Raw genomic sequence first — 26,187 nt, forward strand, 5'->3', positions numbered from 1 at the left:
CGGCTTCAGCCGCGAACGGCAACGACTGCCGGCATCACCCACATGAAAGTCCGTCCGGTCAGCCGTGCGCGCAGGCGCGGCACAGGTGTCTTCAGCCTTCGCAACGGGGGGCCAGCCCCGCCGGCTTGCGCTCAATCCCGTGGATAGCTGCTGAACTCGCGCGTGCTGCCGTCCTCGAGCACCAGCATCACCGCGTAGGGGTGGACGATGCCGTCGGGATGCTCCATCCCCGGCGAGCCCAGCGGCATCCCGGGCACGGCCAGGCCCCTGGCGGCCGGGCGCTCGCGCAGCAGGCGGGCGATGTCGGCGGCCGGCACGTGGCCCTCGATGAAATAGCCGCCGACCTCGGCGGTGTGACAGGACGCCATCGCATCCGGCACGCCAGCTGCGTCCTTGACCGCGGCCATGTCCTCCACATCCCGCGCCTCGACCTCGAAGCCGGCTTCGCGCACATGCTCGATCCAGGCGCTGCAGCAGCCGCAGGTCGGATGCTTCTGGACAGTCAGCAGCGGCAGGGCGAGCGCCTGCGTGCCCACGGGGCTGGTGCTGTCGGTGGCGCTGCCGGCGGATCCGACGGCGCTGCAGCCGCCCAGCAGCAGGGCGATGGCGGCGATGGCGAAAGGAATGCGGACCATGCGGTCTTCCAGGAACGGGTCAGTCGCAGAGTCTAGCGGGGCGGGCGGAACCGGCCTTGACCGGGATCAGCCGGCCCGGTCTTGCGCGTTTGGGTAAAGTGCGCGGCTGTCATGCAGCACGCAGGTCCGCCTTGAAACTCCACATCCTCGGCATCGCCGGCACCTTCATGGGCGGCGTCGCCGCGCTCGCGCGCGAACTCGGCCACGCGGTCGAGGGCAGCGACCAGGCGGTGTATCCGCCCATGTCGACCCAGCTCGAGCGACTCGGCATCGCGCTCAGCCAGGGTTATCTGCCCGGCCATATCTCGCCCGATTGCGACGCGGTCGTGATCGGCAACGCACTCTCGCGCGGCAATGCCGCGGTGGAGGCGGTGCTCGACAGCGGCCGTGCCTACACCTCGGGCGCCGAGTGGCTGCGCGACCAGGTGTTGCCCGGTCGCGACGTGCTGGCGGTGGCCGGCACCCACGGCAAGACCACGACGACGACGATCCTGGCCTTCCTGCTGCAGGCGGCAGGGCGCGAGCCGGGGTTCCTGATCGGCGGCGTGGCGGATGATTTCGGGGTGTCTGCGCGGCTGGGGACGCCGGCTGCCGTGTCCTCGTCCGGCGCGTCGCGGCATCCCTTCGCCGAGAAAGAAGGAGATGCCGTATCGGCGCCGGCGCGCCGACCTCTTTTTGTCGTGGAAGCCGACGAGTACGACACCGCCTTCTTCGACAAGCGCAGCAAGTTCGTCCACTACCGGCCGCTGGTGGCCGTCCTCAACAACCTCGAGTACGACCACGCGGACATCTTCCCGGACGTGGCCGCGATCCAGCGCCAGTTTCACCATCTCGTGCGCACCGTGCCGGGGCGCGGGCGGCTGATCGTCAACGGCCACGACGCGCATCTGCGCGAAGTGCTGGAGATGGGCTGCTGGACGCCGGTGGAGCGCTTCGGCTTCGACGACGGCTTCGAGTGGCAGGCCCGCAGGCTGCGCGAGGACGGCAGCGCGTTCGAGGTCCTGCACGATGGACGCGCGCTGGGTACGGTCGAGTGGCCGCTGCTGGGCGACCACAACGTGCTCAACGGCCTGGCCGCGCTGGCCGCCTGCGCGGCGGTCGGCGTGGACGTGTCGAGCGTGCTGGGCGCGCTGGCGCAGTTCCGCGGGGTGAAGCGGCGCATGGAAGTGCTGGGCGAGGCGCGCGGCGTGACCGTATACGACGACTTCGCCCACCATCCGACCGCGATCGCCACCACCCTCGCCGGCCTGCGCGCGAAGGTGGGCGATGCGCGGATCGTGGTGGCGATGGAGCCGCGCAGCAATTCGATGCGGCTGGGCGCCCACGCCGACGCGCTGGCGCCGTCGCTGGCGGGTGCGGATGCGGTGTTCTTCCTGGCGCGACCCGAACTGCCTTGGGATGCGGCGCAGGTAGTCGCGGCGGTGCGCGGACAGGCCCACGCCGTGGCCGATGTCGACGCCCTGCTGGCAGCACTGCACGAGGCTGCGCGCGACGGCGACCACGTCGTGTTCATGTCCAACGGCGGCTTCGATGGCGCGCCGCGGCGATTCCTGGCGCAGCTGCGCGAAGCTTGAAGCGGCGGCCAACGCGTCCGGGTCGACGCGTGCTTGTCATCCCGGGCGTAGCGAGGATTCCGCCGCCGGCCGGGAATCCTTGGCCGCGGACTACGCGGACTACGCGGACTACGCGGATAGGGATCCTCTGAACAAGTCCAGCCTGTCATTTCGAGCGCAGCGAGAAATCTCAGGCAATCAGAAGCATAGATTTCTCGCTGCGCTCGAAATGACATTTGTTCAGAGGTTCCATAGCGCAGATCCGTACCAAAGCGTGCAGGCGGGAATCCCATCCTCTTTCACGCTGTTCATCCGCGTGATCCGCGTAATCCGTGGCAGAGCACATTCCCAGACATTCACCGGCCTAAACGCAGCCCTCCGTCGACCGGCCTAGACTGTTGCCCCATGTCCGAAACGCTGCCCCTGTTTCCGCTGAACACCGTACTGCTCCCCGGCGCCGCGCTGGGCCTGCGCGTGTTCGAGCCGCGCTACCTGGACCTGGTGCGCGAGTGCGGGCGGCGGGGAACCGGCTTCGGCGTATGCCTGATCGCCGAAGGACTCGAGGCCGGCGCGCCGGCGACGCCGGAAGACTGCGGCACCGAGGCGCGCATCGAAGATTTCGACACTGGTCCGGACGGCCTGCTGCACCTGCGCCTGCGCGGCCATCGCCGCTTCCGCGTCACCGCCACGCAGGTGCGCGACAACGGCCTGGTGCTGGGTGAGATCGCATGGTGCGAACCGGACCCAGTCGCCGACCTGCAGCCGCAGCACGCGCTGCTGGGCGAGGTGCTGCGGCGGATCCTCGAGCAGCTCGACGCCGACATCGCGGTGCCGGAACGGCGCTTCGACGAAGCGGCCTGGGTGGGTTGGCGCCTGGCCGAACTGCTGCCGCTCACCCTGGCACAGCGCCAGCAGCTGCTGGACGAGGATGACCCCGACCGGCGACTCGATGCGATGCTGGACCTGATCCAATAACTGGCGCCGCTGCGGCGCAGGCACGCCGTCGATTCGGTCACCGCGCGGGAGCACCGTGGAGGCGGGCGTGGGTCAGTGCGCCTGTTCGCCAGCCTGCCCAGGCGCCACCCGGTCCGTGCGCAGCCGCAGCACCGGCGCGCCGGTCGTCGGGTGTGGCGCGTGCCGGACCGGGAATCCGGTGAGTGCGCGTTGCACGGCAGCGTGGGCGGCGTCATCGTCCAGCGCCGGCAGCCAGATCCCGAACAGGCCGCCGAGCGGGCGCTCGAACGACAGCGTCTGCGTGGTGCCGATCCACAGCGGCGTGCCGTCGGCCAGCCGCGTCGGGGCGCGCCACAGGCGCAGCGAATGCAACCGCCCGTCGCCCGCCGGGCGGCGCAGCAGCAGGGTCTCGGCCTCTGAACCCAGCGTGGCAGGCAGCACTGCCTGTTGGGCTGCGGGCGCATCGTCATCGAGCAGGCTCAGGGTTGCGATCCAGTCCGCCTGCGGCTGCGCCTCCCAGCCCAGCGACTGCAGGTGCGCCTGCAGCGGCTGCAGCGGCCCGGCGACCTGGATTTCCAGCGCCCAGCGGCGGCTGGCATCGCGCTCATGGCGCTGGCCGGGCAGCTGCGCCCAGTCGCGTTCCCACCAGCCTTCGCGGTCCAGCACCAGCGTCGGCTCGGGCGCATGGAAGCGCGCGAGCAGGGGGTCGACTGCCCTGGGCGCATGCCACAGCGCTGCGACCGCGAACGCGATGTAGAAGATCGCCGCCAGCGGTCGCATCCAGAACGAGCGCGCCACGTGCCGCCGGTAGGCGATGCCCAGCACCAGCAGCCAGACGATGCCCAGCAGCATCCCGCCGACCACGTCGCTGAGCCAGTGCGCGCCCAGGTACAGCCGCGCGAAGCCCAGCAGCGCGCCGACCAGGCCCGCGACCAGGTACGGCCAGACGCGGGTGCGCCCGGGCAGCTCGCGTGCGATCAGCACGGCGAAGAAGCCGAAGGTGATCGTGGTCATGGTCACTGACACCGACGGGAAGCCGAAGCCGCTGTGGGCGGTGGGCGGCAGCGGCATGTCGATCAGGTTGGACAGGCCGGTGGTCAGCACCAGGCCGAAGGCGAGCGCGGCCACCCAGTGCGCAGCCGCAATCCAGCGCCGCCGCCACAGCAGCCACAGCAGCGCCAGCGCCGATGCCGGCACCAGCACCTCCCAGTCGCCGATCGAGGCCAGCGCCGCCATCAGCCGGTCGGCCAGCGGATTGCGCAGGGTGTACATCGCCTGGAACACGCTCAGGTCCAGCGACAGCGGTTCGCCGCGCATCCATACCGTGCCCAGCAGGGCGAACCAGGCCCAGCCGATGGCCAGCAGGCAGGCGGCAAGGATCGCCAGCGAGGACGACTCCGGCCGCCGCGGGTCGATCAGCGCCGCCGCGTATCGGCCCAGCCGGGGATGCGCACGGGTCCAGCGCAGCAGCCGCGCCAACAGCGCATTGGCGTGGCGGTCGAACCAGCGGTAGGTGTAGAGCACGCCCGACCAGGCCAGCGCCAGCACCACCAGCAGCCCGCCCAGCACCAGCACCAGCCGGTCGGCGACCGCGGCCACCGCGTCGTAGGACGCTCCGAAGATCCAGCCCGGCGCCAGGAACAGGCCCGCCCACAGGAAGCAGGCCAGCAGGCTCATCGGCACGTAGCGCCGCAGCGGCATGCGCAGCATCCCGGCGATGGCCGGCACGAAGGCGCGGATGGCGCCGACGAAACGCGCGATCAGGATGCCTTTGATGCCGTGCCGGCGGAACACCAGTTCACCGCGGTCGAGCAGCTGCGGATAGCGGCGGAACGGCCAGTGATCGCGCAGCTGCGGTCCCCAGCGACGGCCGACCCAGTAACCCATGCCGTCGCCGGCAAATGCACCGAGCGCCGCGCAGGTCACGGCATAGGTCCCGTCGATGTGGCCCAGCCCGATCAGCGCGCCGATCGCGAACAGCAGCGGCAGCGCCGGCACCAGGATGCCCAGCACGACGATCGCGTCGCAAAACGCGATCAGGAAGATCAAGCCACCGGCCGCCACGGGGTGCGCGCTGAGCCAGGCGAGCGTGGCGTCGAACCAGCCGGAGTCCATCAGGCGATTATGACAGCCGTCGCTGACTGCTCGCCTACACTGTGGCGATGCATCGTGACGCCGCCACCGAGATCCATGCGCTGAAGGCGGACAGCTTCGGCCGCATCTCGCTGATGCGGGGCGCGGCCGGCCCGTTCGTCCGTCGCGACCTCGCCCACGTGCCGCTGTGGCTGCGCCCGCCGGCATGGTGGCTGGCCCGGCGCGAGGCGCTGGCGCTGCGCAGCATCCACGGCATGGCCGACGTGCCGCAGCTGCTGGCCTGGGACGGTCGCAGGCTCGACCGCAGCTACATGGCCGGCGCGGCGATGTACCAGCGCCCGCCGCGCGGCGACCTGGCGTACTTCCATGGCGCGCGCCGGCTGCTGCAGCAGCTGCACCGTCGCGGAATCGCCCACAATGACCTGGCCAAGGAGGCCAACTGGCTGGTGCTCGACGACGGGCGCCCGGCGCTCATCGACTTCCAGCTCGCCAGCCGCGGCGACCCGCGGTCGCGCTGGATGCGGCTGCTGTTCCGCGAGGACCTGCGCCACCTGCTCAAGCACAAGCGCATGTACTGTCGGGAGGCGCTCACACCGGTGGAGCGGCGCGTACTGCGGCGCAATTCCTGGGTGCGCGATGTCTGGTTCCGCACCGGCAAGCCGGTATACCGGTTTGTCACCCGGCGGCTGCTGAAGTGGGAAGACAACGAGGGGCAGGGGCCGAAGCCATGATGGGTGAAAATTCCGTCATCCCGAGCGCAACGAGGGATCCCGTCCCCCGGTCGCCGTATCGCCAAACGCGAGATCCCTCGCTACGCTCGGGATGACAATCTCCCGTCAGCGATGCGCACACTGATGTCCTCACTCTCCAACAAGACCCTCTTCATCACCGGCGCCTCGCGCGGCATCGGCCTGGCCATCGCGCTGCGCGCCGCGCGCGACGGCGCCAACGTGGCCATCGCCGCCAAGTCCGAGGTGGCGAACCCGAAGCTGCCTGGCACCATCCATACCGCGGCCCGGGCGGTGGAGGAGGCGGGCGGCCGCGCGCTGGCGATCCGCTGCGACATCCGCGAGGAAGACCAGGTCCGCGATGCGGTGGCCAGGACCGTGGACACGTTTGGCGGCCTCGACATCCTGGTCAACAACGCCAGCGCCATCTGGCTGCGCGGCGCGCTGGACACGCCCATGAAGCGCTTCGACCTGATGCAGCAGGTCAACGCCCGCGGCAGCTTCCTGTGCGCGCAGGCCTGCCTGCCGCACCTGCTGGAGGCGGAAAACCCGCACATCCTGACCCTGTGCCCGCCGCCCTCGCTCGATCCGAAGTGGTGGGCGCCGCACACCGGCTACACCCTGGCCAAGATGGGCATGAGCTTCGTCACGCTCGGGCTGGCGGCGGAGTTCGCCGACCGCGGCGTGGCGATCAACGGGCTGTGGCCGCGCACCCTGATCGCCACCGATGCACTGAACATGATTCCCGGCGTGTCCACGGCCAACGGCCGCTCGCCGGAGATCATGGCCGACGCCGCGCACGCCGTCCTCACCCGTCCGGCCGCCGGCTTCACCGGCCGCTTCCTGATCGACGACGATGTGCTGGCGGAGGCCGGCGTCAACGACCTGTCCGGCTACGCGGTCGATCCGGCGCAGCCGCTGTTCCCCGATCTTTTCCTGGACTGACGCGCAGGCGCGGGCCGGTTCACTCGGCGGCCGCGAGGCGCTTCAGACCAGCGCCTGCGCCAGGTCGTCGACCAGGTCCTGCGGGTCCTCCAGCCCCGCCGACAGCCGCAGCAGCCCCTCCGGGGAGGCCGATTGCAGACCTTCGATCGACGCGCGGTGCTCGACCAGCGACTCGGTCGAACCCAGCGAGGTGGCGTTGGTGAACAGCCGCAGCCTGCCCGCGACCTCGAGCGCGCCGGCGCGCCCGCCCGCCACTTCGAACGACAGCATCCCGCCAAAGCCGCCGCGCATCTGCCCCGTGGCCACGGCGTGTCCCGGATGCGTGGCCAGGCCGGGGTAGTGCACCACCTCCACGCGCGGATGCGACTGCAGGAACTCCGCCACCGCCTGCGCATTGCGGCAGTGGCGCTCGACGCGCACCGGCAGCGTGCGCAGTCCGCGCAGCACCAGCCAGGCCGCGAACGGCGAGGCGGTGTTGCCGGTCTGGCGGCGCAGCTCGTCGCACTCGGCGGCGAAGTCGTCGTCGACCGCGAACACAAGCACCCCGCCCATCACGTCACCGTGCCCGCCCAGGTACTTGGTCGCCGAATGCAGGACGATGTCCGCGCCCATCGCCAGCGGCTGTTGCAGCGCCGGGGTGGCGAAGGTGCCGTCGACCAGCAGGCGCGCGCCGGCATCGCGTGCGATCTGCGCCAGCGCGGCGATGTCGCAGACCTTGAGCAGCGGGTTGGACGGTGTCTCGGCCCACAGCAGGCGCGTGTCGGGCGTGATCGCGGCGCGCACCGCGTCCAGGTCGGTCATGTCCACCACCCGGTGGCGCACGCCCCAGCGGTCCAGCCACTTCGCGCCGACCGCGCGGTAGCCGAAGTAGGTGTCGTCGGCGATCAGCAACTCGCTGCCCAACGGCAGCGCCTGCATCGCCGTGGTGCCGGCGGTCATGCCGGTGGCGAAGAACATCGCGCGTGCGCCGCCGTCCAGCGTCGCCAGCACGTCCTCCAGCTGGGTCTGGTTGGGGCTGCCGTAGCGCTGGTAGAGATAGCCCAGCGGCGTGCTGGCGTCGGGCGCGTGTTCGAAGGTCGTGGCCAGCTGCAGCGGCGGCGACAGCGCGCCGCTGGCCGGGTCGGGCGTGACGCCTGCGTGGGCGGCGAGCGTGTCGAAACGGTGCGTGCGGGTCATGAGGGCGCCGGTGTCGTGTGGGCACGCGATAATGCCACCACACGCGCCGCCGTCCCCACAGGAGCCGCCTCCATGAAATACCTGCACGCCATGATCCGCGTCCATGACCTCGACGCCAGCAGCCGCTTCTTCACCGAAGGCCTGGGCCTGCGCCAGACGCGGCGCATGGACAACGAGGCCGGCCGTTTCACCCTGGTCTACTTCGGCGCACCGGAAAACCCCGAAGCCGAGGTCGAGCTGACGTACAACTGGCCGCCCGAAGACGGCTCCGCGGCGGAGGACTACGGCAACGCCCGCAACTTCGGCCACCTCGCCTTCGAGGTCGACGATATCTATGCGCTCTGCGCGCACCTGCAGTCGCTGGGCGTCACCATCAATCGCCCGCCACGCGATGGCCGCATGGCCTTCGTGCGCACGCCCGACCTGATTTCGATCGAACTGTTGCAGAAGGGCGCGGCGCTGCCGCCGGCGGAGCCCTGGGCGTCGATGCCCAATACCGGCACCTGGTAGCCGCTCCGCTTTGTTCCTTCCCCCGCTTTGCGGGTAGGGAATCGCTCCGCGCGAGCGCGCTTTGCTCCTTCCCCCGCACTGCGGGGGAAGGCTGGGATGGGCGCGCGCCGCAGGCGCGCAGGACGTGATGTGGCGATCTGACTGCCCCCACCCCAACCCTCCCCCGCTTTGCGGGGGGAGGGAGTCGATCCGAGGCGCCCGACCGCTCCTTCCCCGCAGCGCGCGCGTCCTGACTCGAAAACGGCACAATGGCGCTCCATCCCACGTTCCTGCACGCGCAATGACCGATCCCGCCAGCACCGCCGACCTCGTCGCCCTCGGGCAGCAGCGCTACCTGCCGGTGTACCGGCAGCGCCAGATGATCCTCGACCGCGGGCAGGGCGCGCGGCTGTGGGATATCGAGGGCCGCGACTACATCGATTTTTCCGCCGGCATCGCCGTGTGCAGCCTCGGTCACGCCGACCCCGACCTGGTGGCCGCGCTGCACGAGCAGAGCAGCAGGCTCTGGCACACCAGCAACGTTTTCCTGAGCGAGCCGCCGCTGCGCCTGGCCGAGGAGCTGGCCGCCGCTTCGCGTTTCGCCGAGCGCGTGTTCCTGTGCAACTCCGGGGCCGAGGCCAACGAGGCGGCGATCAAGCTGGTGCGCAAGTGGGCCGCGGCGCAGGGCCGCGAGCCGTCCAGGCGCGTCATCGTCACCTTCCGCGGCAGCTTCCATGGCCGCACGCTGGCGACCGTGACCGCGACCGCGCAGCCGAAGTACCAGGCCGGCTATGAGCCGCTGCCCGGCGGTTTCCGCTACGTCGACTTCAATGATGCCACCGGCCTCGAGGTCGCCATGGCCGGGGGCGATGTCGCCGCCGTCCTGATCGAACCGGTGCAGGGCGAGGGCGGGGTGACGCCGGTGGCGCCGGGGTTCCTGCGCAGGGTGCGCGAACTGTGCGACCACCACGGCGCGCTGGTGGTGCTGGACGAAATCCAGAGCGGGATGGGCCGTACCGGCACGCTGTTCGCGCACTGGCAGGACCAGGTCACGCCCGACATCGTCACCCTGGCCAAGGCCCTGGGCGGCGGTTTCCCGATCGGCGCGATGCTGGCGGGGCCGAAGGTGGCCGAGGCCATGCAGTTCGGCGACCACGGCACCACCTTCGGCGGCAATCCACTGGCCGCGGCGGTGGCACGCGTGGCGCTGCGCAAGCTGTCTTCTCCGGAGATCATGGCCAACGTCGGCCGCCAGGCGGCGGCCTTGCGGGCCGGGCTGGAGGCGATGGGCCGCGCACGCGCGCTGTTCTCCGAAGTGCGTGGCCGCGGCCTGATGCTGGGCGCGGTGCTGGCGCCGGCGTATGCCGGACGCGCCGGCGAACTGCTTGACCTGGCTGCGGCCGAGGGCCTGCTGCTGCTGCAGGCCGGCCCCGACGTGCTGCGCCTGGTGCCGCCGCTCAACATCACCGATGCCGAGGTTGGTGACGGGCTGGCGCGGCTGGAACGGGCGCTGGCGAACGCCTGAGTCGCATTCCCCGGCCGCAGCTTCTGCGGCCACGCGCACGATGCCGGTCAGCCCAGCGTGTAGCGCCTGAGCACCCGTCCCAGCGACCGCGCATCGACCACGGTCTCCGCATGCAGCCCGACCTTGCGCGCCGACTGCACGTTGGCAAACGAGTCGTCCACGAACAGCGTGTCCGCCCGCTGCCAGCCCAGTCGCTCCAGCGCCAGGCGGAACACGGTCGGATCGGGCTTGCGCACCCGCAGCGCGCCGCTGCACAGCACGCGGCCTTCAAAACGCGCGCCCAGCGGCCCGAGGATGCGCGGAATCGCCTGCGCCATCAGCACGCCGTTGTTGGTCAGCACGGCCAGTTCCAGCGACATGTCCAGCGCCGCGACCCGCTCGAGCATCGCAACCTCGGCCACGCTCCCGGCCATGCGCGCGGCGATCCACGCCTCCGCGTCGACCGGCCTGCCGATGCCGCTGCCCAGGCGTTCGAGATAGGTGCCGGTGTCGATGGCGCCACGGTCGAACTCGGACTCCAGTCCCGAGGCGAACAGCACCTCGCGCACCTGCTCGTGCGGGCAGCCGGCGAAGCTCGCCAGCGCCGCGATCCGCCTTTCGTGCCGGTAGGGCGCAAGCACCTGGTCGAAGTCGAACAGGATCCGGCGGATCCCGGGCTTCATCCGGCGGCGACTGCCGCGAAGGCATGCCTGGCCGCGGCAAGGGTGGCTTCGACCACCTGCCCGTCGTGCGCACTCGACACGAAGCCCGCCTCGAACGCCGAAGGCGCCAGGAACACGCCGCGCCCGAGCATCGCGTGGAAGAAGCGGTTGAACGCGGCCGTATCGCAGGCCACCGCCTGGGCATAGGTATCCACGTACGCATCGCCGGTGAAGAACAGTCCGAACATGGCACCCACGCGGGTGGTGGTGAACGGCACGCCGGCGTCGCGTGCGGCGACCTCCAGCCCGTCGCACAGCGCATGCGTGGCGGCCTCCAGCCGGTCGTGGAAGCCCGGTTGCGCCACGACGTCAAGCATCGCCAGCCCGGCCGCCATGGCCACCGGATTCCCGCTGAGCGTGCCGGCCTGGTAGACCGGGCCGGCGGGTGCGATCTGCTCCATCAGCTCGCGCCGGCCACCATAGGCGCCCACCGGCATGCCGCCGCCGATGATCTTGCCGAAGGTGCTCAGGTCGGGGGCCACCCCGTAGCGTGCCTGCGCGCCGCCAAGCGCCACGCGGAAGCCGGTCATCACCTCGTCGAAGATCAGCACGGTGCCGTGCTTCGTGCACAGATCGCGCAGGTGCTGCAGGTAGCCGTCGCGCGGTGGCAGGCAGTTGGCGTTGCCGACCACCGGCTCGATGATCAGGCCGGCGATCTCGCTTCCCGCTTCGTCGAACAGGGCGGTGGCCGCTTCGAAATCGTTGTAGGGCAGGGTCAGCGTGAGGTCGGCCAGGGCCTTCGGCACGCCGGGGGAGTTCGGTACGCCAAAGGTGAGTGCGCCACTGCCGGCCTTGACCAGGAACGAGTCGCCGTGGCCGTGGTAACAGCCCTCGAACTTCAGGATCTTCATGCGGCCGGTGGCGCCGCGCGCCAGCCGGATCGCCGACAGCGTCGCCTCGGTGCCCGAATTCACCATGCGCACCATTTCGCACGAAGGTACGAGCTGCGTGATCCGCTCTGCCATCGTCACTTCGGCTGCGCACGGCGCGCCGTAGGACAGGCCGTTGCCGATCGCGTTTGCCACCGCTTCGCGCACCGCCGGGTGGTTGTGGCCAGCGATCATCGGCCCCCACGATCCGACGTAGTCCACGTAGCGGTTGCCGTCGACGTCATACAGGTACGGACCGTCGGCACGCGCGACGAAGAACGGCTCGCCGCCCACCGACTTGAAGGCGCGCACCGGCGAATTGACGCCGCCGGGCATCAAGGTGCGTGCGCGCGAGAACAGTGCCTGGGAGCGTTCGTGGTTCATGGTGTTCATGCCTCGGAGTCGGGAATGCGAATGGGTGCGTCGGACGTCGGCTGGACAGAATGTCCGGCGTGCCGCGGGGCGGAGCCGTGCGGCTGGAATGCGCCCAGATAAGCCTGCGCTGCGGCCGCAGGGTCGTCGGCACCGAACACGCCGCTGACCACCGCGATCAGATCGGCGCCGGCCTCGACCAGTGCTGGCGCATTGTCCGGGGTGATTCCGCCGATCGCCACCCGCGCCACGCCCAGGCCGGCGGCCTGCTGCAGCAGCGCCGGACCGGCGCGTCGCGTCGCCGCCTTCGTCGCGGTGGCGAAGAACGCGCCGAAGGCCACGTAGTCCGCACCAGCCGCCACGGCCCGCTGCGCCAGCGCCAGCGAGTCATAGCAGGAGGCGCCGACGATTGCATCGTCGCCCAGCGCTGCGCGCGCCTGGCGCAGGTCGCCGTCATCCTCGCCAAGATGGACGCCGTCGACGCCGCAATCCGCGGCCAGGCGCCAGTCGTCGTTGACGATCAGTGGCACGCCCCGTGCGCGGCACGCAGGCAGCAGGGCCTCGATCTGCGCGCGTCGCAGCGCGGGCGTCGCGGTCTTGTTGCGGTACTGCAGCCACCGCGTCCACGGCAGCACGCATTCCACCTTCGACAGCAGCAGGCCGGTATCGGCCAGGTCGGGCGTGATCGCGTAAAGACCGCGCGCGCGCGCCGTACCGGTTTCGCGCTGGCGCGATGGATGGGACAATGGCATGAGTCCTCCGACGCTTCGTGCGCCCATTATCCGATGAATGACATGTCCTACCGCAGCTGGATGTGCGTGGTCTGCGGTTTCGTCTACGACGAAGCGGCAGGCCTGCCCGATGACGGAATCGCGCCCGGCACGCGCTGGGAAGACGTTCCGGACACGTGGACCTGCCCGGATTGCGGCGTGACCAAGGACGATTTCGAGATGGTCGTCCTCTGAGGAGGCGCGGCGCAAACAGCTTTCTTTCCGGCATCCCCCGTGAAGGCGATACCTGCCAGGGACCCGCCAACGCGGCTCAGTGCAGCCGGGTCCGTTGCATTCCCGCTTCGATCAGCCGCAGCCGGATCCGCGCTGCGTCGCTGGCGTCGGGTTGACGCTGCAGATAGCGCCCCAGGTCCGCGCGCGCGCCAGCGTGGTGGCCAAGCTCCAGGTAACCCAGTCCGCGGTCGCGCAGCGCCTCGGCGTCGTCCGGCAGCAGGCTGAGCACGCGGTCCGCGCTGCGCACCGCGCGTTCCCAGTCCCCGTGCTTCTGGTAGACACCGAGCAGGTTGCGCAACATGCGTACCAGGATCGCGCGGTTCGAGGCGGGGTTGAGGATCTGCGAAAGCGCATCGTCATCGGGCACGCCGCCACCCAGGTGCGCACTTGCGCGCTGGCGCAGTTCGTCGACGTCCAGGGGGCGCCCGCGGTTGAACGGATCCATCACCAGCACGCCGTTGTCGACCGGCAGGCGCACCAGGAAGTGGCCGGGGAACGAAACCCCGTCCAGCGGCAGCCCGATCTCCCGCGACACGGCCATCTGCACGAGTGCCAGCGAAATCGGGTTGCCCAGGCGCCGCTCGAACACCTCGTTGATGTAGCTGTTGCGCGGGTCGTAGTACTCGTCGTGGTTGCCGGCATAGCCGACCTCTTCGAACAGGTACCGGTTGATCGTGCGCATCTTCAGTGCGAGGTGCGACTCGCGCTCCACCGCGCAGCGCAGGTGCGACGCATGCCCCTGCACCTGCAGCGCGTAGCGACGCGGATCAAGGCCCGGATACTCGTCCCGCGCGATCAGCAGCGCGACATCCAGCAGCGGCAGCGCCTCGTCGTCGAGCGAAGCGAGTTCGGGCCATTCAGGCAGCTTGCGGATCGGACTCATGGCCGGAAGACTGCTCTGCCCCGGCGGCTGGCGCAAGGCTGTGCTGTTGCAGGTTCAAGGGGTGTTCTGCAGCGAGGGGTGCAATCGCATGCGCGTGCCAGCCGACAGCTGCAGCCGCGCCGCCTCGCCGGCGTTGAGTTCCAGAACATAGCGCGCGGGTGCGTCGCTCGGGTACGCAGGGCACGCGTTGCCGGCCGAGCAGGGCGGCACGTCGCGCTGCTGGGACACCAGCTCCAGGGACTCGTCGAAGTACAGGATATCCAGCGGGATGCGCGTGTTCTTCATCCAGTACGCCAGCGGTTCCGTGCGGTCGTGGATGAACAGCATGCCGTGTCCATCTGCGAGAGAGTCGCGGAACATCAGGCCGCGAGCGCGTTCGGCATCGTCATCGGCCACCTCCACCGCGTAGCGCGCCCCTGCCAGCTCGACCCAGGGCGCATCCGCGCTGGCGCAGCCGGAAAGCGAAAGCGCCACCAGCGCGGCGATGTGTCGGAAAGGCAGCATGTTGCGGCTCCGCGTGCGGGATGGCGGGCAACATCGGGCAGCTGTCGGGCGGAGTCAAGGCGCCCGCGTCGCAGGGGCTATGCAAGCTCTTGGCAAACAGGCAGAATGCGCGCCCCGCTTATGCCGGGGCCGGGAACGGCAACACCCCGGGGCTGCAGCTGGACCTGAAAAATCCTTGAAAAAGGGTGTTGACGGAAAGGAAGAACGGGCTAGAATGTGCGGCTCCCTTCGACGAAACGCCTTCGGGCCGGACTGGAAGGGAGGGTCGATACCTCTCACGGGGTGTTGACAGGACAAGAGGGCCGTGGCAAGATGTGCGGCTACCTGCGGCGAAACATCCGCAGGACGGAATCGAGGCGTTGAGGCCCGGTTCCATGATCTTTGACAGTGTGCGCAGGTGACTTGTGCGGGCGTCTGGCGGGTGGATGACTGTCCATCTTGCAGACGTTCCAAACAAGAGCAACAAAGATTCAAATGCATGCAAATGCAAGCGAGTAATTGGAGCTCAGGTGAGGACGACTGCACTCAAGCAATTAGGACTTTCGGGTCCGAAAAATTTAAGTGAAGAGTTTGATCCTGGCTCAGAGTGAACGCTGGCGGCAGGCCTAACACATGCAAGTCGAACGGCAGCACAGGAGAGCTTGCTCTCTGGGTGGCGAGTGGCGGACGGGTGAGGAATACATCGGAATCTGCCTATACGTGGGGGATAACGTAGGGAAACTTACGCTAATACCGCATACGTCCTACGGGAGAAAGCGGGGGATCGCAAGACCTCGCGCGGATAGATGAGCCGATGTCCGATTAGCTAGTTGGCGGGGTAATGGCCCACCAAGGCGACGATCGGTAGCTGGTCTGAGAGGATGATCAGCCACACTGGAACTGAGACACGGTCCAGACTCCTACGGGAGGCAGCAGTGGGGAATATTGGACAATGGGCGCAAGCCTGATCCAGCCATGCCGCGTGGGTGAAGAAGGCCTTCGGGTTGTAAAGCCCTTTTGTTGGGAAAGAAAACTTTCCGGTCAATACCCGGAGAGAATGACGGTACCCAAAGAATAAGCACCGGCTAACTTCGTGCCAGCAGCCGCGGTAATACGAAGGGTGCAAGCGTTACTCGGAATTACTGGGCGTAAAGCGTGCGTAGGTGGTTCGTTAAGTCTGATGTGAAAGCCCTGGGCTCAACCTGGGAATTGCATTGGAAACTGGCGGGCTAGAGTACGGTAGAGGGTAGTGGAATTCCTGGTGTAGCAGTGAAATGCGTAGAGATCAGGAGGAACATCCGTGGCGAAGGCGACTACCTGGACCAGTACTGACACTGAGGCACGAAAGCGTGGGGAGCAAACAGGATTAGATACCCTGGTAGTCCACGCCCTAAACGATGCGAACTGGATGTTGGGTGCAATTTGGCACTCAGTATCGAAGCTAACGCGTTAAGTTCGCCGCCTGGGGAGTACGGTCGCAAGACTGAAACTCAAAGGAATTGACGGGGGCCCGCACAAGCGGTGGAGTATGTGGTTTAATTCGATGCAACGCGAAGAACCTTACCTGGCCTTGACATGTCGCGAATCCTTTAGAGATAGAGGAGTGCCTTCGGGAACGCGAACACAGGTGCTGCATGGCTGTCGTCAGCTCGTGTCGTGAGATGTTGGGTTAAGTCCCGCAACGAGCGCAACCCTTGTCCTTAGTTGCCAGCACGTAATGGTGGGAACTCTAAGGAGACCGCCGGTGACAAACCGGAGGAAGGTGGGGATGACGTCAAGTCATCATGGCCCTTACGGCCAGGGCTACACACGTACTACAATGGGAAGGACAGAGGGCTGCAAACCCGCGAGGGCAAGCCAATCCCAGAAACCTTCTCTCAGTCCGGATCGGAGTCTGCAACTCGACTCCGTGAAGTCGGAATCGCTAGTAATCGCAGATCAGCATTGCTGCGGTGAATACGTTCCCGGGCCTTGTACACACCGCCCGTCACACCATGGGAGTTTGTTGCACCAGAAGTAGGTAGTCTAACCGCAAGGAGGACGCTTACCACGGTGTGGCCGATGACTGGGGTGAAGTCGTAACAAGGTAGCCGTATCGGAAGGTGCGGCTGGATCACCTCCTTTTGAGACATAAAGACAGGATGATTGCCTGTCCAGGCGTCCGCACAAGTAACCTGCACAATCCGCACAGAACAGACTGGGTCTGTAGCTCAGGTGGTTAGAGCGCACCCCTGATAAGGGTGAGGCCGGTGGTTCGAGTCCTCCCAGACCCACCATCCAAGGCCTTGGCCCAGTTGGTGAAGTCCAGGCCCAGATTGCTATTTTCGGGGCCTTAGCTCAGCTGGGAGAGCACCTGCTTTGCAAGCAGGGGGTCGTCGGTTCGATCCCGACAGGCTCCACCAGGTTCGAAACGGATTGCTGCGCGCACACACAAAGTTTAGAAGCGGACCGGCGTTGAAGCCGGTGCGTGTTCTTTGAAAACAAGGGAAGTAGCGAGCGTTTGAGACAGTTCTGTCCAGACGTGTCGTAAGAGGCTAAGGCGGGGATCTTCGAGATCCCTAATATTTGAGTCGTTGCATACACTTCGCGTCCGTGGCTTGTAACCACGGGCACATGCTAACTCCGAGGCGACTTGGGGTTATATGGTCAAGCGAATAAGCGCACACGGTGGATGCCTTGGCGGTCAGAGGCGATGAAGGACGTGGCAGCCTGCGAAAAGTGTCGGGGAGCTGGCAACAAGCTTTGATCCGGCAATGTCCGAATGGGGAAACCCACTCCGCAAGGAGTATTGCATGGTGAATACATAGCCATGCAAGGCGAACGCGGTGAACTGAAATATCTAAGTAACCGTAGGAAAAGAAATCAACCGAGATTCCCTTAGTAGTGACGAGCGAACGGGGACTAGCCCAAAAGTCTGTGTGGTTTTAGCAAAACGGTCCTGGAAAGACCGGCCATAGAAGGTGACAGCCCTGTATGCGAAAGGGCCACGCAGATGAAATTGAGTAGGGCGGGGCACGAGAAACCCTGTCTGAACATGGGGGGACCATCCTCCAAGGCTAAATACTCCTGACCGACCGATAGTGAACCAGTACCGTGAGGGAAAGGCGAAAAGAACCCTGGTGAAGGGAGTGAAATAGATCCTGAAACCGTGTGCGTACAAGCAGTAGGAGCTCCGCAAGGAGTGACTGCGTACCTTTTGTATAATGGGTCAGCGACTTATTGTCTGTGGCAAGCTTAACCGTATAGGGGAGGCGAAGGGAAACCGAGTCTGAATAGGGCGCATAGTCGCAGGCAATAGACCCGAAACCGGGTGATCTAGTCATGGCCAGGGTGAAGGTTGAGTAACATCAACTGGAGGCCCGAACCCACGTCTGTTGCAAAAGACGGGGATGAGCTGTGATTAGGAGTGAAAAGCTAATCGAACCCGGAGATAGCTGGTTCTCCTCGAAAGCTATTTAGGTAGCGCCTCATGTGAATCCTCTCGGGGGTAGAGCACTGTCATGGCTAGGGGGTCATCGCGACTTACCAAACCATTGCAAACTCCGAATACCGAGACGGAATGCATGGGAGACACACGGCGGGTGCTAACGTCCGTCGTGAAAAGGGAAACAACCCAGACCCACAGCTAAGGTCCCCAATTTACTGCTAAGTGGGAAACGATGTGGAAAGGCACAGACAGCCAGGAGGTTGGCTTAGAAGCAGCCATCCTTTAAAGAAAGCGTAATAGCTCACTGGTCGAGTCGGTCTGCGCGGAAGATTTAACGGGGCTAAGCAGTAAACCGAAGCTTGGGGTGCATCACTTTGTGATGTGCGGTAGAGGAGCGTTCCGTAAGCCTGCGAAGGTGGATTGAGAAGTCTGCTGGAGGTATCGGAAGTGCGAATGCTGACATGAGTAACGATAATGTGGGTGAAAAACCCGCACGCCGAAAGCCCAAGGTTTCCTTGCGCAATGTTAATCAACGCAGGGTGAGTCGGCCCCTAAGGCGAGGCAGAAATGCGTAGTCGATGGGAAGCTGGTTAATATTCCAGCACCTCGCGTAAGTGCGATGGAGGGACGGAGAAGGTTAGGCAGGCCAGGCGTTGGTTGTCCTGGTGAAAGAGTTGAGGCGGTGCCCTTAGGCAAATCCGGGGGCGCAACGTTGAGACTAAGGACCGGTCCATTAGGACTAGGCTGCCGATATCACGCTTCCAGGAAAAGCTCCTAAGCTTCAGCTTACGCAGACCGTACCGTAAACCGACACAGGTGGGTAGGATGAGAATTCTCAGGCGCTTGAGAGAACTCGGGTGAAGGAACTAGGCAAAATAGCACCGTAACTTCGGGAGAAGGTGCGCCTCTTCTGGTGAATAGCTGGGGGAGGCCGAAGTGACCAGGCCGCTGCGACTGTTTATCAAAAACACAGCACTCTGCAAACACGAAAGTGGACGTATAGGGTGTGACGCCTGCCCGGTGCTGGAAGGTTAATTGATGGGGTCAGCCGCAAGGCGAAGCTCTTGATCGAAGCCCCAGTAAACGGCGGCCGTAACTATAACGGTCCTAAGGTAGCGAAATTCCTTGTCGGGTAAGTTCCGACCTGCACGAATGGCGTAACGACAGCGGCGCTGTCTCCACCCGAGACTCAGTGAAATTGAAATCGCTGTGAAGATGCAGCGTTCCCGTGGCAAGACGGAAAGACCCCGTGAACCTTTACTATAGCTTCACACTGAACGTTGAGTTCGTCTGTGTAGGATAGGTGGGAGGCTGTGAAACCCTGGCGCTAGCTGGGGTGGAGCCATCCTTGAAATACCACCCTGTCGTGCTTGACGTTCTAACCTGGGCCCGTAATCCGGGTCGGGGACCGTGTGTGGTGGGTAGTTTGACTGGGGCGGTCTCCTCCCAAAGAGTAACGGAGGAGCTCGAAGGTACGCTCAGCGCGGTCGGACATCGCGCACTGTGTGCAAAGGCATAAGCGTGCTTGACTGCAAGATCGACGGATCAAGCAGGTACGAAAGTAGGACTTAGTGATCCGGTGGTTCTGTATGGAAGGGCCATCGCTCAACGGATAAAAGGTACTCCGGGGATAACAGGCTGATACCGCCCAAGCGTCCATAGCGACGGCGGTGTTTGGCACCTCGATGTCGGCTCATCACATCCTGGGGCTGTAGTCGGTCCCAAGGGTATGGCTGTTCGCCATTTAAAGTGGTACGCGAGCTGGGTTCAGAACGTCGTGAGACAGTTCGGTCCCTATCTGCCATGGGCGTTGGAGATTTGAGAGGGGCTGCTCCTAGTACGAGAGGACCGGAGTGGACGAACCTCTGGTGTTCCGGTTGTCACGCCAGTGGCACTGCCGGGTAGCTATGTTCGGAAGCGATAACCGCTGAAAGCATCTAAGCGGGAAGCGCGCCTCAAGATGAGATCTCCCGGGACACAAGTCCCCTAAAGGAACCATCAAGACCAGGTGGTTGATAGGCTGGGTGTGTAAGCGCAGTAATGCGTTGAGCTAACCAGTACTAATGATCCGTGTGGCTTGACCATATAACCTCAAGTGGCCTTGGACTCTGCGATACGTCGCCGACAGACCAGACCAAACCAGTTCGCTACTTCCCTTCCCTTCGAGAGCGTGAGCGCTGCTCCGTCTACGGATCAATCCGTACCGGTGCCGGCGACCCTCCACGGTCTCCCTGGTGACAATAGCTGAGTGGCACCACCCGATCCCATTCCGAACTCGGAAGTGAAACGCTCATGCGCCGATGGTAGTGTGCATCCGCATGCGAGAGTAGGTCATCGCCAGGGTTTTTTACCCAAAACCCCCAGCCGAAAGGTTGGGGGTTTTTCTTTGGGCGTCGCCTGGGTCGCGATGAAAGTGTGATGAGGCAGCCTGGCTCCAGGCCTGCCTGGCCAGCTCGTCGTGGTCAAGGGGCGCCGCGGGGCTACGCCAGTGGCGAGGCTTGCGCACCGCTGAGCTCGGCCTTTCGAGGGCCGGCACGCTTCTCCACAAGGGGGTGACAAGCCGGACAAACGGCACTATCATGCTCGGCCGCTGAGCAGGCGTCGTGACAGCTCAGCAGGCATCAAGATTTCTTCACGAAGTGTTGACGTACAAGAATTCCGCGCTATCATGTGCGGCTCCCTTCGACGAAACGCCTTCGGGCCGGACTGGAAGGGAGGGTTGATACCCCTCACGGGGTGTTGACAGGACAAGAAGGCCGTGGCAAGATGTGCGGCTACCTGCGGCGAAACATCCGCAGGACGGAATCGAGGCGTTGAGGCCCGGTTCCATGATCTTTGACAGTGTGCGCAGGTGACTTGTGCGGGCGTCTGGCGGGTGGATGACTGTCCATCTTGCAGACGTTCCAAACAAGAGCAACAAAGATTCAAATGCATGCAAATGCAAGCGAGTAATTGGAGCTCAGGTGAGGACGACTGCACTCAAGCAATTAGGACTTTCGGGTCCGAAAAATTTAAGTGAAGAGTTTGATCCTGGCTCAGAGTGAACGCTGGCGGCAGGCCTAACACATGCAAGTCGAACGGCAGCACAGGAGAGCTTGCTCTCTGGGTGGCGAGTGGCGGACGGGTGAGGAATACATCGGAATCTGCCTATACGTGGGGGATAACGTAGGGAAACTTACGCTAATACCGCATACGTCCTACGGGAGAAAGCGGGGGATCGCAAGACCTCGCGCGGATAGATGAGCCGATGTCCGATTAGCTAGTTGGCGGGGTAATGGCCCACCAAGGCGACGATCGGTAGCTGGTCTGAGAGGATGATCAGCCACACTGGAACTGAGACACGGTCCAGACTCCTACGGGAGGCAGCAGTGGGGAATATTGGACAATGGGCGCAAGCCTGATCCAGCCATGCCGCGTGGGTGAAGAAGGCCTTCGGGTTGTAAAGCCCTTTTGTTGGGAAAGAAAACTTTCCGGTCAATACCCGGAGAGAATGACGGTACCCAAAGAATAAGCACCGGCTAACTTCGTGCCAGCAGCCGCGGTAATACGAAGGGTGCAAGCGTTACTCGGAATTACTGGGCGTAAAGCGTGCGTAGGTGGTTCGTTAAGTCTGATGTGAAAGCCCTGGGCTCAACCTGGGAATTGCATTGGAAACTGGCGGGCTAGAGTACGGTAGAGGGTAGTGGAATTCCTGGTGTAGCAGTGAAATGCGTAGAGATCAGGAGGAACATCCGTGGCGAAGGCGACTACCTGGACCAGTACTGACACTGAGGCACGAAAGCGTGGGGAGCAAACAGGATTAGATACCCTGGTAGTCCACGCCCTAAACGATGCGAACTGGATGTTGGGTGCAATTTGGCACTCAGTATCGAAGCTAACGCGTTAAGTTCGCCGCCTGGGGAGTACGGTCGCAAGACTGAAACTCAAAGGAATTGACGGGGGCCCGCACAAGCGGTGGAGTATGTGGTTTAATTCGATGCAACGCGAAGAACCTTACCTGGCCTTGACATGTCGCGAATCCTTTAGAGATAGAGGAGTGCCTTCGGGAACGCGAACACAGGTGCTGCATGGCTGTCGTCAGCTCGTGTCGTGAGATGTTGGGTTAAGTCCCGCAACGAGCGCAACCCTTGTCCTTAGTTGCCAGCACGTAATGGTGGGAACTCTAAGGAGACCGCCGGTGACAAACCGGAGGAAGGTGGGGATGACGTCAAGTCATCATGGCCCTTACGGCCAGGGCTACACACGTACTACAATGGGAAGGACAGAGGGCTGCAAACCCGCGAGGGCAAGCCAATCCCAGAAACCTTCTCTCAGTCCGGATCGGAGTCTGCAACTCGACTCCGTGAAGTCGGAATCGCTAGTAATCGCAGATCAGCATTGCTGCGGTGAATACGTTCCCGGGCCTTGTACACACCGCCCGTCACACCATGGGAGTTTGTTGCACCAGAAGTAGGTAGTCTAACCGCAAGGAGGACGCTTACCACGGTGTGGCCGATGACTGGGGTGAAGTCGTAACAAGGTAGCCGTATCGGAAGGTGCGGCTGGATCACCTCCTTTTGAGACATAAAGACAGGATGATTGCCTGTCCAGGCGTCCGCACAAGTAACCTGCACAATCCGCACAGAACAGACTGGGTCTGTAGCTCAGGTGGTTAGAGCGCACCCCTGATAAGGGTGAGGCCGGTGGTTCGAGTCCTCCCAGACCCACCATCCAAGGCCTTGGCCCAGTTGGTGAAGTCCAGGCCCAGATTGCTATTTTCGGGGCCTTAGCTCAGCTGGGAGAGCACCTGCTTTGCAAGCAGGGGGTCGTCGGTTCGATCCCGACAGGCTCCACCAGGTTCGAAACGGATTGCTGCGCGCACACACAAAGTTTAGAAGCGGACCGGCGTTGAAGCCGGTGCGTGTTCTTTGAAAACAAGGGAAGTAGCGAGCGTTTGAGACAGTTCTGTCCAGACGTGTCGTAAGAGGCTAAGGCGGGGATCTTCGAGATCCCTAATATTTGAGTCGTTGCATACACTTCGCGTCCGTGGCTTGTAACCACGGGCACATGCTAACTCCGAGGCGACTTGGGGTTATATGGTCAAGCGAATAAGCGCACACGGTGGATGCCTTGGCGGTCAGAGGCGATGAAGGACGTGGCAGCCTGCGAAAAGTGTCGGGGAGCTGGCAACAAGCTTTGATCCGGCAATGTCCGAATGGGGAAACCCACTCCGCAAGGAGTATTGCATGGTGAATACATAGCCATGCAAGGCGAACGCGGTGAACTGAAATATCTAAGTAACCGTAGGAAAAGAAATCAACCGAGATTCCCTTAGTAGTGACGAGCGAACGGGGACTAGCCCAAAAGTCTGTGTGGTTTTAGCAAAACGGTCCTGGAAAGACCGGCCATAGAAGGTGACAGCCCTGTATGCGAAAGGGCCACGCAGATGAAATTGAGTAGGGCGGGGCACGAGAAACCCTGTCTGAACATGGGGGGACCATCCTCCAAGGCTAAATACTCCTGACCGACCGATAGTGAACCAGTACCGTGAGGGAAAGGCGAAAAGAACCCTGGTGAAGGGAGTGAAATAGATCCTGAAACCGTGTGCGTACAAGCAGTAGGAGCTCCGCAAGGAGTGACTGCGTACCTTTTGTATAATGGGTCAGCGACTTATTGTCTGTGGCAAGCTTAACCGTATAGGGGAGGCGAAGGGAAACCGAGTCTGAATAGGGCGCATAGTCGCAGGCAATAGACCCGAAACCGGGTGATCTAGTCATGGCCAGGGTGAAGGTTGAGTAACATCAACTGGAGGCCCGAACCCACGTCTGTTGCAAAAGACGGGGATGAGCTGTGATTAGGAGTGAAAAGCTAATCGAACCCGGAGATAGCTGGTTCTCCTCGAAAGCTATTTAGGTAGCGCCTCATGTGAATCCTCTCGGGGGTAGAGCACTGTCATGGCTAGGGGGTCATCGCGACTTACCAAACCATTGCAAACTCCGAATACCGAGACGGAATGCATGGGAGACACACGGCGGGTGCTAACGTCCGTCGTGAAAAGGGAAACAACCCAGACCCACAGCTAAGGTCCCCAATTTACTGCTAAGTGGGAAACGATGTGGAAAGGCACAGACAGCCAGGAGGTTGGCTTAGAAGCAGCCATCCTTTAAAGAAAGCGTAATAGCTCACTGGTCGAGTCGGTCTGCGCGGAAGATTTAACGGGGCTAAGCAGTAAACCGAAGCTTGGGGTGCATCACTTTGTGATGTGCGGTAGAGGAGCGTTCCGTAAGCCTGCGAAGGTGGATTGAGAAGTCTGCTGGAGGTATCGGAAGTGCGAATGCTGACATGAGTAACGATAATGTGGGTGAAAAACCCGCACGCCGAAAGCCCAAGGTTTCCTTGCGCAATGTTAATCAACGCAGGGTGAGTCGGCCCCTAAGGCGAGGCAGAAATGCGTAGTCGATGGGAAGCTGGTTAATATTCCAGCACCTCGCGTAAGTGCGATGGAGGGACGGAGAAGGTTAGGCAGGCCAGGCGTTGGTTGTCCTGGTGAAAGAGTTGAGGCGGTGCCCTTAGGCAAATCCGGGGGCGCAACGTTGAGACTAAGGACCGGTCCATTAGGACTAGGCTGCCGATATCACGCTTCCAGGAAAAGCTCCTAAGCTTCAGCTTACGCAGACCGTACCGTAAACCGACACAGGTGGGTAGGATGAGAATTCTCAGGCGCTTGAGAGAACTCGGGTGAAGGAACTAGGCAAAATAGCACCGTAACTTCGGGAGAAGGTGCGCCTCTTCTGGTGAATAGCTGGGGGAGGCCGAAGTGACCAGGCCGCTGCGACTGTTTATCAAAAACACAGCACTCTGCAAACACGAAAGTGGACGTATAGGGTGTGACGCCTGCCCGGTGCTGGAAGGTTAATTGATGGGGTCAGCCGCAAGGCGAAGCTCTTGATCGAAGCCCCAGTAAACGGCGGCCGTAACTATAACGGTCCTAAGGTAGCGAAATTCCTTGTCGGGTAAGTTCCGACCTGCACGAATGGCGTAACGACAGCGGCGCTGTCTCCACCCGAGACTCAGTGAAATTGAAATCGCTGTGAAGATGCAGCGTTCCCGTGGCAAGACGGAAAGACCCCGTGAACCTTTACTATAGCTTCACACTGAACGTTGAGTTCGTCTGTGTAGGATAGGTGGGAGGCTGTGAAACCCTGGCGCTAGCTGGGGTGGAGCCATCCTTGAAATACCACCCTGTCGTGCTTGACGTTCTAACCTGGGCCCGTAATCCGGGTCGGGGACCGTGTGTGGTGGGTAGTTTGACTGGGGCGGTCTCCTCCCAAAGAGTAACGGAGGAGCTCGAAGGTACGCTCAGCGCGGTCGGACATCGCGCACTGTGTGCAAAGGCATAAGCGTGCTTGACTGCAAGATCGACGGATCAAGCAGGTACGAAAGTAGGACTTAGTGATCCGGTGGTTCTGTATGGAAGGGCCATCGCTCAACGGATAAAAGGTACTCCGGGGATAACAGGCTGATACCGCCCAAGCGTCCATAGCGACGGCGGTGTTTGGCACCTCGATGTCGGCTCATCACATCCTGGGGCTGTAGTCGGTCCCAAGGGTATGGCTGTTCGCCATTTAAAGTGGTACGCGAGCTGGGTTCAGAACGTCGTGAGACAGTTCGGTCCCTATCTGCCATGGGCGTTGGAGATTTGAGAGGGGCTGCTCCTAGTACGAGAGGACCGGAGTGGACGAACCTCTGGTGTTCCGGTTGTCACGCCAGTGGCACTGCCGGGTAGCTATGTTCGGAAGCGATAACCGCTGAAAGCATCTAAGCGGGAAGCGCGCCTCAAGATGAGATCTCCCGGGACACAAGTCCCCTAAAGGAACCATCAAGACCAGGTGGTTGATAGGCTGGGTGTGTAAGCGCAGTAATGCGTTGAGCTAACCAGTACTAATGATCCGTGTGGCTTGACCATATAACCTCAAGTGGCCTTGGACTCTGCGATACGTCGCCGACAGACCAGACCAAACCAGTTCGCTACTTCCCTTCCCTTCGAGAGCGTGAGCGCTGCTCCGTCTACGGATCAATCCGTACCGGTGCCGGCGACCCTCCACGGTCTCCCTGGTGACAATAGCTGAGTGGCACCACCCGATCCCATTCCGAACTCGGAAGTGAAACGCTCATGCGCCGATGGTAGTGTGCATCCGCATGCGAGAGTAGGTCATCGCCAGGGTTTTTTATCCAAAACCCCCAGCCGAAAGGTTGGGGGTTTTTCTTTGGGCGTCGCCTGGCCCTGGAAACTCCGCTCGACTTTCGGCACTGCAGGGGCCGAGGCGCGTGTGATAGCGTGCGGCCACTTTGCAGATGGAGGTGGTCGTG

General features: G+C 63.6%; 14 protein-coding genes, 4 tRNA genes, 6 rRNA genes and 1 pseudogene. 17 read left to right on the forward strand and 8 right to left on the reverse strand.

Going from position 1 to position 26,187, the window contains the following annotated elements:
• Window positions 1-131 precede the first annotated feature (131 nt).
• On the reverse strand, window positions 132-635 hold the full coding sequence (locus ACW5EG_RS02480; protein ID WP_457020772.1) for a DUF411 domain-containing protein: 504 nt from the start codon (window positions 633-635) through the stop codon (window positions 132-134).
• A 167-nt stretch (window positions 636-802) separates the two neighbouring features.
• Here ACW5EG_RS02480 and mpl point away from each other — a divergent pair, with 167 nt between their 5' ends.
• Together mpl and ACW5EG_RS02490 are read left to right on the forward strand one after the other, a co-directional pair.
• Window positions 803-2,209: a UDP-N-acetylmuramate:L-alanyl-gamma-D-glutamyl-meso-diaminopimelate ligase gene (mpl, locus tag ACW5EG_RS02485; protein ID WP_457021390.1), complete on the forward strand. Its 1,407-nt coding sequence runs from the start codon at window positions 803-805 to the stop codon at window positions 2,207-2,209.
• A 384-nt stretch (window positions 2,210-2,593) separates the two neighbouring features.
• Window positions 2,594-3,163 carry an LON peptidase substrate-binding domain-containing protein gene (locus ACW5EG_RS02490; protein WP_457017166.1) on the forward strand — a complete coding sequence of 190 codons (570 nt, stop codon included), beginning with the start codon at window positions 2,594-2,596 and terminating at the stop codon, window positions 3,161-3,163.
• Between the two features lie 72 nt (window positions 3,164-3,235).
• On the opposite strand, the gene ACW5EG_RS02495 is transcribed toward ACW5EG_RS02490, so the two are convergent.
• The gene (locus ACW5EG_RS02495; RefSeq protein WP_457020773.1) at window positions 3,236-5,257 is read right to left on the reverse strand and encodes a VTT domain-containing protein; all 2,022 of its coding nucleotides are present in this window, start codon (window positions 5,255-5,257) and stop codon (window positions 3,236-3,238) included.
• Window positions 5,258-5,304: 47 nt separating this feature from the next.
• On the opposite strand from ACW5EG_RS02495, the gene ACW5EG_RS02500 reads away from it, so the two are divergent.
• Both ACW5EG_RS02500 and ACW5EG_RS02505 read left to right on the forward strand, forming a co-directional pair.
• Complete coding sequence (locus tag ACW5EG_RS02500; RefSeq protein ID WP_457020774.1) at window positions 5,305-5,967, forward strand: serine/threonine protein kinase; 663 nt, start codon at window positions 5,305-5,307, stop codon at window positions 5,965-5,967.
• A 123-nt stretch (window positions 5,968-6,090) separates the two neighbouring features.
• Window positions 6,091-6,909, forward strand: a complete 819-nt coding sequence (locus ACW5EG_RS02505; RefSeq protein ID WP_457021391.1) for an SDR family oxidoreductase — start codon at window positions 6,091-6,093, stop codon at window positions 6,907-6,909.
• Window positions 6,910-6,951: 42 nt separating this feature from the next.
• On the opposite strand, the gene ACW5EG_RS02510 is transcribed toward ACW5EG_RS02505, so the two are convergent.
• On the reverse strand, window positions 6,952-8,085 hold the full coding sequence (locus tag ACW5EG_RS02510; protein WP_457017174.1) for a trans-sulfuration enzyme family protein: 1,134 nt from the start codon (window positions 8,083-8,085) through the stop codon (window positions 6,952-6,954).
• A 72-nt stretch (window positions 8,086-8,157) separates the two neighbouring features.
• Here ACW5EG_RS02510 and ACW5EG_RS02515 point away from each other — a divergent pair, with 72 nt between their 5' ends.
• Window positions 8,158-8,595 carry a VOC family protein gene (locus ACW5EG_RS02515; RefSeq protein WP_457017176.1) on the forward strand — a complete coding sequence of 146 codons (438 nt, stop codon included), beginning with the start codon at window positions 8,158-8,160 and terminating at the stop codon, window positions 8,593-8,595.
• Window positions 8,596-8,875: 280 nt separating this feature from the next.
• Entirely contained in the window at window positions 8,876-10,099 is a 1,224-nt protein-coding gene (locus ACW5EG_RS02520; RefSeq protein WP_457017177.1) for an acetylornithine transaminase, read from the forward strand.
• 47 nt (window positions 10,100-10,146) lie between these two features.
• On the opposite strand, the gene ACW5EG_RS02525 is transcribed toward ACW5EG_RS02520, so the two are convergent.
• Genes ACW5EG_RS02525 through thiE form a run of 3 tightly spaced genes read right to left on the reverse strand, consistent with a single transcriptional unit; the run spans window position 10,147 to window position 12,793 of the window.
• Window positions 10,147-10,761 (reverse strand): HAD-IA family hydrolase, encoded by a 615-nt coding sequence (locus ACW5EG_RS02525; protein ID WP_457017179.1) that lies wholly within the window; start codon window positions 10,759-10,761, stop codon window positions 10,147-10,149.
• Entirely contained in the window at window positions 10,758-12,053 is a 1,296-nt protein-coding gene (gene hemL, locus ACW5EG_RS02530) for a glutamate-1-semialdehyde 2,1-aminomutase (protein ID WP_457018380.1), read from the reverse strand. Before hemL ends, ACW5EG_RS02525 begins: the two co-directional genes overlap by 4 nt.
• 5 nt (window positions 12,054-12,058) lie before the next feature.
• A complete protein-coding gene (thiE, locus tag ACW5EG_RS02535) occupies window positions 12,059-12,793 on the reverse strand; it encodes a thiamine phosphate synthase (RefSeq protein WP_457017181.1) in 735 nt (244 codons plus the stop codon).
• Here thiE and ACW5EG_RS02540 point away from each other — a divergent pair.
• Window positions 12,792-13,006: pseudogene (locus tag ACW5EG_RS02540) on the forward strand (rubredoxin). The gene thiE and the pseudogene ACW5EG_RS02540 sit on opposite strands and share 2 nt — an antisense overlap.
• Window positions 13,007-13,082: 76 nt before the next feature.
• Here the strand turns inward: ACW5EG_RS02540 and ACW5EG_RS02545 are convergent.
• Window positions 13,083-13,928 (reverse strand): SirB1 family protein, encoded by an 846-nt coding sequence (locus tag ACW5EG_RS02545; RefSeq protein ID WP_457017183.1) that lies wholly within the window; start codon window positions 13,926-13,928, stop codon window positions 13,083-13,085.
• A 54-nt stretch (window positions 13,929-13,982) separates the two neighbouring features.
• Window positions 13,983-14,432: a DUF192 domain-containing protein gene (locus ACW5EG_RS02550; RefSeq protein ID WP_457017185.1), complete on the reverse strand. Its 450-nt coding sequence runs from the start codon at window positions 14,430-14,432 to the stop codon at window positions 13,983-13,985.
• A 558-nt stretch (window positions 14,433-14,990) separates the two neighbouring features.
• Between ACW5EG_RS02550 and ACW5EG_RS02555 the strand changes: the two genes are divergently transcribed.
• The 10 genes from ACW5EG_RS02555 to rrf (ACW5EG_RS02600) all read left to right on the forward strand — a co-directional run bounded on the left by ACW5EG_RS02555 (window position 14,991) and on the right by rrf (ACW5EG_RS02600) (window position 26,041).
• Window positions 14,991-16,535: ribosomal RNA gene (locus ACW5EG_RS02555) — 16S ribosomal RNA — on the forward strand.
• A gap of 75 nt (window positions 16,536-16,610) precedes the next feature.
• A tRNA-Ile gene (locus tag ACW5EG_RS02560) sits at window positions 16,611-16,687 on the forward strand.
• A gap of 50 nt (window positions 16,688-16,737) precedes the next feature.
• A tRNA-Ala gene (locus tag ACW5EG_RS02565) sits at window positions 16,738-16,813 on the forward strand.
• A gap of 242 nt (window positions 16,814-17,055) precedes the next feature.
• Window positions 17,056-19,923: ribosomal RNA gene (locus ACW5EG_RS02570) — 23S ribosomal RNA — on the forward strand.
• Window positions 19,924-20,068: 145 nt separating this feature from the next.
• Window positions 20,069-20,181: ribosomal RNA gene (gene rrf / locus ACW5EG_RS02575) — 5S ribosomal RNA — on the forward strand.
• Window positions 20,182-20,850: 669 nt separating this feature from the next.
• Window positions 20,851-22,395: ribosomal RNA gene (locus ACW5EG_RS02580) — 16S ribosomal RNA — on the forward strand.
• 75 nt (window positions 22,396-22,470) lie between these two features.
• Window positions 22,471-22,547 (forward strand) — tRNA-Ile (locus tag ACW5EG_RS02585).
• Window positions 22,548-22,597: 50 nt separating this feature from the next.
• Window positions 22,598-22,673, forward strand: a tRNA-Ala gene (locus tag ACW5EG_RS02590).
• Window positions 22,674-22,915: 242 nt separating this feature from the next.
• Window positions 22,916-25,783, forward strand: a 23S ribosomal RNA gene (locus tag ACW5EG_RS02595).
• 145 nt (window positions 25,784-25,928) lie between these two features.
• A 5S ribosomal RNA gene (rrf, locus tag ACW5EG_RS02600) occupies window positions 25,929-26,041 on the forward strand.
• Together the 16S, 23S and 5S rRNA genes with 4 tRNA genes alongside form the textbook arrangement of a ribosomal RNA operon.
• Window positions 26,042-26,187: the final 146 nt, after the last annotated feature.

The organism is Luteimonas sp. A611 (genome assembly GCF_054072715.1).

Excerpts from the sequence above, each read along its gene's own strand:
- ACW5EG_RS02480 (WP_457020772.1), bottom strand. The coding sequence starts at position 635 with ATGGTCCGCATTCCTTTCGCCATCGCCGCCATCGCCCTGCTGCTGGGC.
- mpl (WP_457021390.1), top strand. The coding sequence starts at position 803 with ATGGGCGGCGTCGCCGCGCTCGCGCGCGAACTCGGCCACGCGGTCGAG.
- ACW5EG_RS02490 (WP_457017166.1), top strand. The coding sequence starts at position 2,594 with ATGTCCGAAACGCTGCCCCTGTTTCCGCTGAACACCGTACTGCTCCCC.
- ACW5EG_RS02495 (WP_457020773.1), bottom strand. The coding sequence starts at position 5,257 with ATGGACTCCGGCTGGTTCGACGCCACGCTCGCCTGGCTCAGCGCGCAC.
- ACW5EG_RS02500 (WP_457020774.1), top strand. The coding sequence starts at position 5,305 with ATGCATCGTGACGCCGCCACCGAGATCCATGCGCTGAAGGCGGACAGC.
- ACW5EG_RS02505 (WP_457021391.1), top strand. The coding sequence starts at position 6,091 with ATGTCCTCACTCTCCAACAAGACCCTCTTCATCACCGGCGCCTCGCGC.
- ACW5EG_RS02510 (WP_457017174.1), bottom strand. The coding sequence starts at position 8,085 with ATGACCCGCACGCACCGTTTCGACACGCTCGCCGCCCACGCAGGCGTC.
- ACW5EG_RS02515 (WP_457017176.1), top strand. The coding sequence starts at position 8,158 with ATGAAATACCTGCACGCCATGATCCGCGTCCATGACCTCGACGCCAGC.
- ACW5EG_RS02520 (WP_457017177.1), top strand. The coding sequence starts at position 8,876 with ATGACCGATCCCGCCAGCACCGCCGACCTCGTCGCCCTCGGGCAGCAG.
- ACW5EG_RS02525 (WP_457017179.1), bottom strand. The coding sequence starts at position 10,761 with ATGAAGCCCGGGATCCGCCGGATCCTGTTCGACTTCGACCAGGTGCTT.
- hemL (WP_457018380.1), bottom strand. The coding sequence starts at position 12,053 with ATGAACCACGAACGCTCCCAGGCACTGTTCTCGCGCGCACGCACCTTG.
- thiE (WP_457017181.1), bottom strand. The coding sequence starts at position 12,793 with ATGCCATTGTCCCATCCATCGCGCCAGCGCGAAACCGGTACGGCGCGC.
- ACW5EG_RS02545 (WP_457017183.1), bottom strand. The coding sequence starts at position 13,928 with ATGAGTCCGATCCGCAAGCTGCCTGAATGGCCCGAACTCGCTTCGCTC.
- ACW5EG_RS02550 (WP_457017185.1), bottom strand. The coding sequence starts at position 14,432 with ATGCTGCCTTTCCGACACATCGCCGCGCTGGTGGCGCTTTCGCTTTCC.